Consider the following 8,628-nt stretch of genomic DNA (forward strand, 5'->3'; position numbering starts at 1 on the left):
GCGACGCTATGCCCGCCCAATTCATGCACCACGCGCGACACGTTAATGCCGCCGCCGCCCGGATCGACCCGGGGTGCGTCACAATGCAGTTTCAGTCCGGGCTGAACCCTGTCCGTCGCGGTGGTCATGTCCAGCGCCGGGTTCAGGGTCACGGTGATGATCGAGGATTGCGTCATGGCCCAACACTGCCGCCCGTCGAAAGAAAACCCAAGCCCTCTTTTTCTTGGCGAAAATACTCAGAACCCGACCGCGCCGGGACCACGACCGGATCAGAGGCTTAACCGCTTGCGATCATCATCTGATACAGGCCGGGCACATAGCGAAACCCGTCGCCACGGGCCTCGGCAAAGCCCACGGCGGGAAACGGCATGTGATAGCCGATAAACGGCAGCCGGTCCGCCGCCATCATGTCCAGCAGCCGGCGGCGGCTGACCGCAGCCTGAGCCTTGTCCATGTCGAACCTGACCTCCCAATCGGGATAGCCCAGCGACCAGACGAAATGGTTGGCGAAATCGACCGCCAGCACCAACTGCTTGCCCTCGCTTTCCAGCATATAAGCCATATGCCCCGGCGTATGGCCGAACACCTCGATTGCGGTGATGCCCGAGGCCACGCTGTCGCCGCCGCCAAGAAAGGTCATGTTCTCGGCCAGCGGGCGCACCTTGGTGTCGAACATCTCGTTCCCCATGGCGGCCCATGCGTCGAACTCGACCTGCCCGGTGACATAGCGCGCGTTGGCAAAGGTCAGCCCCGCCGCGCCGGTCAGCCCGCCGATATGGTCGCCATGCATATGCGTCAGAACCACCACGTCGATCTGGTCCGGCGTCACATCCGCCGCCGCCAGCGCACCGACAATCCCCTCGGCCGCCAGCCCGGTATCAAACAGGATCAGCTCGCGCCCGGTATTCACCAGCGTCGGATGAAAAAAGAACTGCGCCGCATGAGCGGGAATCAGATGCAGGTGTGAGGCCTCGGCAAAGCTGGCCTCGTCCACATTCAGGCCAAAGATCGTATGCGGATCGGGCACCGTTCGGGTGCCGGCCAACAGGGTCGTTATCTCGAACCCGCCCAGCGAAAAGCGGAAATAGGGTGGTATCTTCATGCCCATCACATCAGCGGCGGCCCGCGCTGGTGTCAAGCCAAGCCCAACCGCCAGCGGCGCAGCCGCCCCGGCGGCCAGAACCCCGCGTCGGGTCATCGAAATCGAAACCATTCAAACATCCTCCCGGTGCATTACACATCTGCCCATCAGACTAGCCCGAATCTCAGGATTTCAAGCTCACGACCGCGCGATCTGCCCCCGGATATGGACAAAACGTCCCGCATGTGAAACAGCGTCCCCGACCCAGGAGACTGAAATGACCGTTACCCGCTTCGCCCCGTCGCCCACCGGCTATATCCATGTTGGCAACCTGCGCACCGCGCTGTTCAACTATCTAATCACCCGCAAGGCTGGCGGCACCTTCATCCTGCGTCTCGACGACACCGATCCCGAGCGCTCAAAGCAGGAATATGCGGACGCGATTCAGGAAGACCTGGAATGGCTGGGCCTGACCTGGGACCGGCTTGAGCGTCAGTCCGACCGGCTGGACCGCTATGAACAGGCCGCGCAGGAATTGCGCGACAAGGGCCGGTTCTATGAATGTTTCGAGACTCCGACCGAACTGGACCTCAAGCGCAAGAAACAGCTGAACATGGGCAAGCCGCCGGTCTATGATCGCGCGGCGCTGGCGCTGACCGATGCTCAGAAAGACGCCCTGCGCGCCGAGCGCGGCGATGGCCACTGGCGTTTCAAACTGGATCAGGAACGGATCGAATGGACCGACGGTATCTTGGGCGATCTGTCGATTGACGCCGCCTCGGTGTCGGACCCGGTGCTGATCCGTGGCGATGGCCAGTTCCTGTATACGCTGGCCTCGGTCTGTGACGATGTCGATTTCGGCGTGACCCATGTGGTGCGCGGCTCGGACCACGTGACCAATACCGCGACGCAAATCCAGATCATTCAGGCGCTGGGCGGCGCGGTGCCGTCCTTTGCCCACCACTCGCTGTTGACCGGCCCGCAGGGCGAAGCACTGTCGAAACGCCTTGGCACGCTCAGCCTGCGCGATCTGCGCGCCCAGGGGATTGAGCCGATGGCATTGCTCAGCCTGATGGCGCGGCTTGGCTCCAGCCAACCGGTCGAGCTGTGCAGCAGTCTGGAGGAATTGATCGACGGCTTCGATATCGGGCATTTCGGCTCGGCGCCGACCAAGTTCGACGTCAACGACCTGTTCCCGCTGACCGCCCGCCACCTGCACAGCCTGCCGCTGGAATCCGTGGCCGATGACGTCGCCGCCTTGGGCGTGCCCGCCGATCTGGCGCCGCAATTCTGGAACGTCGTGCGCGAGAATATCACCGTCAAGGCCGATATGGCCGACTGGTGGGCGCTGTTCCAGAACGGCGCGACCCCGATCGTCGATGATGAAGACAAAGACTTCATCGCCCAGGCCCTGTCGATGCTGCCCGAGCCGCCCTACAATGCCTCGACCTGGGGCGACTGGACCGCTGCGGTCAAAGACGCCACCGGCCGCAAGGGCAAAGGCCTGTTCATGCCGCTGCGCAAAGCGGTGACCGGCCGCGCCAAGGGGCCGGAAATGGCCGACGTCCTGCCGCTGTTGCAGAAAAAACCGGGCTAAGGTTTCTTCTTCGGGGAAATATCCCCGCCGGAGGCCGAAAGTCCGATTTTTCGCAGAAAAATCGTCCCCTCACTCACGGGGTGCGGACGATCTCGGCCCCAAGCCGGGCCAGCCGTCCATCGATGAATGCCAGTTCCTGTGTGGTGCGGGGATAGATCGGCGCGGCGCGGTTCACCAGCGCGCACTAGCAGCACTGTGCCGCGCGTGACGGTGAATTCAAGCCCTTGCCGCGTTGCGGCGGCTGCTCTAGTGTCACAGCGTCTGCTGCGGGAGAATCTGGCCCGCGCCAGTGCCGAAGGAGCAACCGCCCCGGTAAACTCTCAGGCCAAAGGACGGCAGTAGACCAACAAACTCTGGAGAGAGGCGCTTGCGCCCGCCGAAGGGATAACGATCTCAGGCGACAGGACAGAGGGGGCATCTTTCAGCGGCATCGCCGCTATTGCCATGCCGGACACGTGCCGGCGACAAGAGGGGATGCCACATGTCCGAGCTTAGACGCACCGGGCTTTACGATCTGCATATCGAACTGGGCGCCAAGATGGTGCCTTTCGCGGGCTATGAAATGCCCGTGCAATACAAGCCCGGCGTGATGAAGGAACACCTGCATTGCCGCGCGGCGGCGGGTCTGTTCGATGTCAGCCATATGGGGCAGGTGATCCTGCGCCCGAAATCCGGCGATCTGGCTGCTGCCGCAGCGGCGCTTGAAACGCTGGTGCCGGTCGATATTCAGGCCCTGAAAGAGGGGCGTCAGCGCTATGCGCTGTTCACCAATGACGCGGGCGGCATTCTGGATGACCTGATGGTGGCGGGCCGCGGCGATCACCTGTTTCTGGTGGTGAATGCCGCATGCAAGGCCGAGGACGTGGCGCATCTGCGCGCGCATCTGGCCGACACTTGCGAGGTGCAGGAAATCACCGACCGCGCGCTTTTGGCGTTGCAAGGACCGCTGGCCGAGGCCGCGCTTTCGGCGCTGGTTCCCGGTGTTGCCGGGATGCGGTTCATGGATGTGGCCAGCCATGCTTCGGCTTTTGGCGAGCTGTGGATTTCGCGCTCGGGCTATACCGGCGAAGACGGGTTTGAAATCTCGGTTCCGGGCGATCAGGCCGATGCTTTGGCCCGCGCCTTGCTGGCCAATCCGGATGTTCAGCCCATCGGTCTGGGCGCCCGCGACAGCCTGCGGCTTGAGGCCGGCTTGTGCCTTTATGGCCATGATATCGACACCGGCTCCAGTCCGGTCGAGGCGGCGCTGACCTGGGCGATCCAGAAATCGCGCCGCACCGGCGGCGCCCGTGCCGGCGGTTTCCCCGGCGCTGCGCGCATTCTGACCGAGCTTGACACCGGCTCCGCGCGTCTGCGCGTCGGCCTGCGCCCCGAGGGCCGTGCCCCGATGCGTGAAGGCACCGCCTTGTTTGCGGATGCCGAGGGCGGCGACAGTATCGGCAGCGTCACGTCGGGCGGCTTTGGCCCCTCGGTCGAGGCACCGATTTCGATGGGTTATGTCGGGGCCGCGCATGCCGCCCCCGGCACGGTTATTTTTGGCGAGGTCAGGGGAAAACGCCTGCCCGCTATTGTCACGGCGCTGCCATTCCGGCCCGCCACTTACAAGCGTTGAGGGACACGCAGATGAAATTCACCGAAGAACATGAATGGTTGCTGGTCGACGGCGATGTCGTCGTGGTTGGCATCACCGAACACGCGGCCGAGCAACTGGGCGATATCGTCTTTGTCGAACTGCCCGAAGAAGGCGCGACCGTCACCAAGGACGAAGAAATCGTGGTGATCGAAAGCGTCAAGGCGGCCTCGGATATTCTGGCGCCGCTGGACGGCGAGATCGTCGAAGTGAACGAGGCCATCGTCGAAAACCCGGCGCTGGTGAACGAAGACCCGCAGGGCGATGCGTGGTTCTTTAAAATGAAGGTCGACGACCTGTCGGCGCTCGACGACTTCATGGACGAGGCCGAATACAAAGATTTCATCGGATAAGCCGGAGCGCCAGATGTCCTTTACCCTCACTGATTACGACCCTTACGATTTCGCCAACCGGCGGCATATCGGCCCCTCGCCTGAGGAAATGACCGAAATGTTCAAGGTGGTGGGGGTAAGCGATCTGGACGAACTGATCGACCAGACCGTGCCGCGCAGCATCCGTCAGGCGGCGCCGCTGGCCTATGGCAAACCCAAATCCGAGCGCGAGCTGATCTGGTATCTGCGGCAGGTGGCGAAAAAGAACAAAGCCTATACCACGATGATCGGTCAGGGGTTCTACGGCACCGTGACCCCCCCGGCGATCCAGCGCAACATTCTGGAAAACCCGGCGTGGTATACCGCCTATACCCCTTATCAGCCCGAGATTTCCCAAGGCCGGCTTGAGGCTTTGCTGAACTATCAGACCATGGTGTCGGACCTGACCGGTCTGGAGATCGCCAATGCATCGCTGTTGGACGAGGCCACCGCCTGTGCCGAGGCCATGACCATGGCGCAGCGTGTCGCCAAGACCAAGGCGCAGGCGTTTTTCGTCGATGAAAACTGCCACCCGCAGAATATCGCGGTGATTCAGACTCGCGCCAAGCCGCTGGATATCGATGTCATCGTCGGCAGCCCCGACGATCTGGATGCGACGGCGGTGTTTGGCGCGATCTTCCAATATCCCGGCACCCACGGCCATGTGCGCGATTTCACCGACCAGATTGCGGCGCTGCACGCGGCCAATGCGATCGGTATCGTGGTGGCCGACCCTCTGGCGCTGACCCTGCTCAAGGAACCGGGCGCGATGGGCGCCGATATTGCCGTCGGCAGCACCCAGCGTTTCGGCGTGCCGATGGGCTATGGCGGGCCGCATGCCGCCTATATGGCCTGCCGCGACGCCTATAAACGCGCCATGCCGGGCCGGATTGTCGGCGTCAGTGTCGATGCGCGCGGCAACAAGGCTTACCGCCTTGCCCTGCAAACCCGCGAGCAACATATCCGCCGCGAGAAAGCCACCAGCAACGTCTGCACCGCGCAGGCGCTTTTGGCGGTGATGGCTGGGTTCTATGCGGTGTTCCACGGGCCCAAGGGCCTGAAGGCCATCGCGCAGCGGATCCACTCGAAAACCTGCCGTCTGGTCGAGGTTCTGAAGGACCATGGGTTCGCGGTTGAACCGGATGTGTTTTTTGACACCGTCACGGTCGAGGTCGGCCCGATGCAGGGCGTGATCCTGCAGAATGCCCGTGCGCATGAGATCAACCTGCGCAAGGTCGGCAAGACCAGGATCGGCCTGTCGCTGGACGAAACCACGCGCTGGCAAAGCATCGTCAACGTCTGGTCGGCCTTCGGCATCGACAATGTCCCCGAGGATCGCAGCCGCAAGTTCACCCTGCCCGAGGCGCATCTGCGCGACAGCGATTACCTGACCCATCCGGTGTTCCAGATGAACCGCGCCGAGACCGAGATGATGCGCTATATGCGCCGTCTGGCCGACCGTGATCTGGCGCTGGACCGGGCGATGATCCCGCTGGGCAGTTGCACGATGAAGCTGAACGCCGCGGTCGAGATGATGCCGATCAGCTGGCCCGAATTCGCCCATCTGCACCCCTTTGCCCCCGCCGATCAGGCGCTGGGCTATGCCGAGGTGGTCGAGGGTCTAAGCGATATCCTGTGTCAGGCCACCGGCTATGACGCGATGTCGATGCAGCCCAATTCGGGCGCGCAGGGCGAATATGCCGGGCTGTTGACCATCCTTGCCTATCATCAGGCCATGGGGCAGGGGCATCGCAAGATCTGCCTGATCCCGGTGTCGGCGCATGGCACCAACCCGGCCAGTGCTCATATGGCGGGCATGAAGGTCGTCGTGGTCAAATCGGCCGAAAACGGCGATATCGACATCGAAGATTTCCGCGCCAAGGCCGAGGCGGCCGGCGATGATCTTGCCGCCTGCATGATCACCTATCCGTCGACCCATGGCGTGTTCGAGGAAACCGTGCGCGAGGTTTGCGAGATCACCCATCGCCACGGCGGGCAGGTCTATTTGGACGGCGCCAACCTGAACGCGCTGGTCGGTCTGGTGAAACCCGGCGAAATCGGTGCCGATGTCAGCCACCTGAACCTGCACAAGACATTCGCCATCCCGCATGGCGGCGGCGGTCCCGGCATGGGGCCGATCGGGGTCAAGATGCATCTGGCACCCTATCTGCCCGGTCATCCTGAAACCGGCGGTTCCGAGGGGCCGGTGTCGTCCGCGCCCTATGGCTCGGCTTCGATCCTGCTGATTTCCTATGCCTATTGCCTTGCCATGTCGGGCGCGGGCCTGACTCAGGCGACCAAGCTGGCGATCCTGAACGCCAACTATATCGCCCGGCGTCTGGAAGGGGCCTATGACGTATTGTTCAAAGGGCAGGGCGGGCGCGTGGCGCATGAATGCATTCTGGACACCCGCCCGTTCAGCGACAGCGCCGGGATCACGGTGGACGATATCGCCAAGCGGCTGATCGACAACGGTTTCCACGCACCGACGATGAGCTGGCCGGTGGCGGGCACCCTGATGGTCGAGCCGACCGAATCCGAGACCAAGGCCGAACTGGACCGGTTCTGTGACGCCATGCTGGCGATCCGCGAGGAAATCCGCGCGGTCGAGGCGGGCGAGATGGACCCCGAGAACAACCCGCTGAAACATGCGCCGCACACGGTCAACGATCTGGTGGCGGACTGGGACCGGCCCTATAGCCGCGAACAGGGCTGTTTCCCGCCGGGGGCGTTCCGGGTCGATAAATATTGGCCGCCGGTTGGCCGGGTCGACAACGTCTATGGCGACCGGCATCTGGTGTGTATCTGTCCTCCGGTCAGCGATTACGCCGAGGCGGCAGAATAACATCCCCGGTCAGGGCTTGCGCGGGCGGGTGGGATACCCAATATATTCCACAACTGGAATTTGATTGAGGGAGGCCACAATGGCCGAAACTGCAAAACTGGTTTGTCTGGACTGCGGCAGCACCAACCGCGTGCCGGTGGCAAAGCTGGGCTCGGGGCCGAAATGCGGCACCTGTGGCGCCAAGCTGACCGATGGCAAGGTGCGGGCGCTGGACCCGGCAACGCTGCAAAAGGCGGCCAAGACCGACGAGGCGCCGCTGCTGGTCGATTTCTGGGCGCCGTGGTGTGGCCCGTGCCGGATGATGGCGCCGCAATTCCAACAGGCGGCTCAGGCTTTGGCTCCGCATGCGCGGCTGGCCAAGATCGACACGCAAGATCATCCGGCGGTCTCGCAAAAGCACAACATCCGCGGCATTCCGGCGCTGATCCTGTTTCAGAACGGCCGTGAAGTGGCCCGACTGGCCGGGGCGCGTCCGGCGGCGGAAATCGAAGCTTTTGTGCGCCAGAACGCCCGCATGCCCGCTTGACATCATCGGGCGCTTGCGCCAAATCAGCCAGCGTTGGGGCCGTAGCTCAGTTGGGAGAGCGCGTCGTTCGCAATGACGAGGTCGTCGGTTCGATCCCGATCGGCTCCACCAAATCAGCCCATCAGTGACGGGCATGAAAAAAGGGCGCCGCGAGGCGCCCTTTTTCCGTTTCCGAAGAAACCTGACTTATGCCAGCGCGATGTTGGTCGCGCTTTCGCGGCCGTCACGGCCGGCTTCGATGTCGAAGGTTACTTTCTGGTTGTCGGCCAGAGTGCGCAGACCGGCGCGTTCCAGTGCGGTGATGTGCACGAACACGTCTTTCTTGCCACCATCGGGAGCAATAAAGCCAAAACCTTTAGTTTCGTTGAACCATTTCACGGTGCCGTTAGCCATCCGTCTATCTCCTAAATGCTGCTGCCCACGTGAATGCGGCAACCCGGCTTAGTCAGTCAAAGATCGAAAGCTGACGGCCGGTTAAGGATAGACAGTGGTCGATAGTGATAACGTCGCAGGGGTGACATGGGGGTTTGCGCGTGACATTGCAAGGAAAATCGGTGCAAGTGCAGCCGAACACAGAC

7 protein-coding genes, 1 tRNA gene and 1 riboswitch are annotated in these 8,628 nt (G+C 62.7%); of the genes, 6 read left to right on the forward strand and 2 right to left on the reverse strand.

The annotated features are described in order from the left end of the window. Positions 1 to 277: 277 nt before the first annotated feature. Positions 278 to 1,213, reverse strand: coding sequence for an MBL fold metallo-hydrolase (locus tag ABYW26_RS06730; protein ID WP_372604010.1), 936 nt, complete (start codon positions 1,211 to 1,213; stop codon positions 278 to 280). A 145-nt stretch (positions 1,214 to 1,358) separates the two neighbouring features. On the opposite strand from ABYW26_RS06730, the gene gltX reads away from it, so the two are divergent. From gltX to ABYW26_RS06760, 6 genes are all read left to right on the forward strand, one after another. Continuing rightward, positions 1,359 to 2,678, forward strand: a complete 1,320-nt coding sequence (gene gltX / locus ABYW26_RS06735) for a glutamate--tRNA ligase (RefSeq protein ID WP_372604011.1) — start codon at positions 1,359 to 1,361, stop codon at positions 2,676 to 2,678. A 257-nt stretch (positions 2,679 to 2,935) separates the two neighbouring features. Beyond that, positions 2,936 to 3,024, forward strand: a riboswitch (glycine riboswitch). A gap of 135 nt (positions 3,025 to 3,159) precedes the next feature. Further along, the gene (gene gcvT, locus ABYW26_RS06740) at positions 3,160 to 4,290 is read left to right on the forward strand and encodes a glycine cleavage system aminomethyltransferase GcvT (protein WP_372604012.1); all 1,131 of its coding nucleotides are present in this window, start codon (positions 3,160 to 3,162) and stop codon (positions 4,288 to 4,290) included. An 11-nt stretch (positions 4,291 to 4,301) separates the two neighbouring features. Next, positions 4,302 to 4,661 (forward strand): glycine cleavage system protein GcvH, encoded by a 360-nt coding sequence (gene gcvH, locus ABYW26_RS06745; RefSeq protein ID WP_372604013.1) that lies wholly within the window; start codon positions 4,302 to 4,304, stop codon positions 4,659 to 4,661. A gap of 13 nt (positions 4,662 to 4,674) precedes the next feature. Beyond that, positions 4,675 to 7,524, forward strand: coding sequence for an aminomethyl-transferring glycine dehydrogenase (gene gcvP / locus ABYW26_RS06750; protein WP_372604014.1), 2,850 nt, complete (start codon positions 4,675 to 4,677; stop codon positions 7,522 to 7,524). 79 nt (positions 7,525 to 7,603) lie between these two features. After that, on the forward strand, positions 7,604 to 8,050 hold the full coding sequence (gene trxC, locus ABYW26_RS06755; RefSeq protein WP_372604015.1) for a thioredoxin TrxC: 447 nt from the start codon (positions 7,604 to 7,606) through the stop codon (positions 8,048 to 8,050). Between the two features lie 35 nt (positions 8,051 to 8,085). Continuing rightward, positions 8,086 to 8,161: transfer RNA gene (locus tag ABYW26_RS06760), tRNA-Ala, on the forward strand. Between the two features lie 75 nt (positions 8,162 to 8,236). On the opposite strand, the gene ABYW26_RS06765 is transcribed toward ABYW26_RS06760, so the two are convergent. Beyond that, positions 8,237 to 8,443 carry a cold-shock protein gene (locus ABYW26_RS06765; protein WP_372604016.1) on the reverse strand — a complete coding sequence of 69 codons (207 nt, stop codon included), beginning with the start codon at positions 8,441 to 8,443 and terminating at the stop codon, positions 8,237 to 8,239. Between the last annotated feature and the right edge of the window lie 185 nt (positions 8,444 to 8,628).

Source organism: Actibacterium sp. (genome assembly GCF_041584535.1).
Lineage (GTDB): Bacteria > Pseudomonadota > Alphaproteobacteria > Rhodobacterales > Rhodobacteraceae > Actibacterium_D.

Coding starts and splice junctions, on each gene's coding strand:
- ABYW26_RS06730 (WP_372604010.1), bottom strand. CDS start 1,213: ATGGTTTCGATTTCGATGACCCGACGCGGGGTTCTGGCCGCCGGGGCG.
- gltX (WP_372604011.1), top strand. CDS start 1,359: ATGACCGTTACCCGCTTCGCCCCGTCGCCCACCGGCTATATCCATGTT.
- gcvT (WP_372604012.1), top strand. CDS start 3,160: ATGTCCGAGCTTAGACGCACCGGGCTTTACGATCTGCATATCGAACTG.
- gcvH (WP_372604013.1), top strand. CDS start 4,302: ATGAAATTCACCGAAGAACATGAATGGTTGCTGGTCGACGGCGATGTC.
- gcvP (WP_372604014.1), top strand. CDS start 4,675: ATGTCCTTTACCCTCACTGATTACGACCCTTACGATTTCGCCAACCGG.
- trxC (WP_372604015.1), top strand. CDS start 7,604: ATGGCCGAAACTGCAAAACTGGTTTGTCTGGACTGCGGCAGCACCAAC.
- ABYW26_RS06765 (WP_372604016.1), bottom strand. CDS start 8,443: ATGGCTAACGGCACCGTGAAATGGTTCAACGAAACTAAAGGTTTTGGC.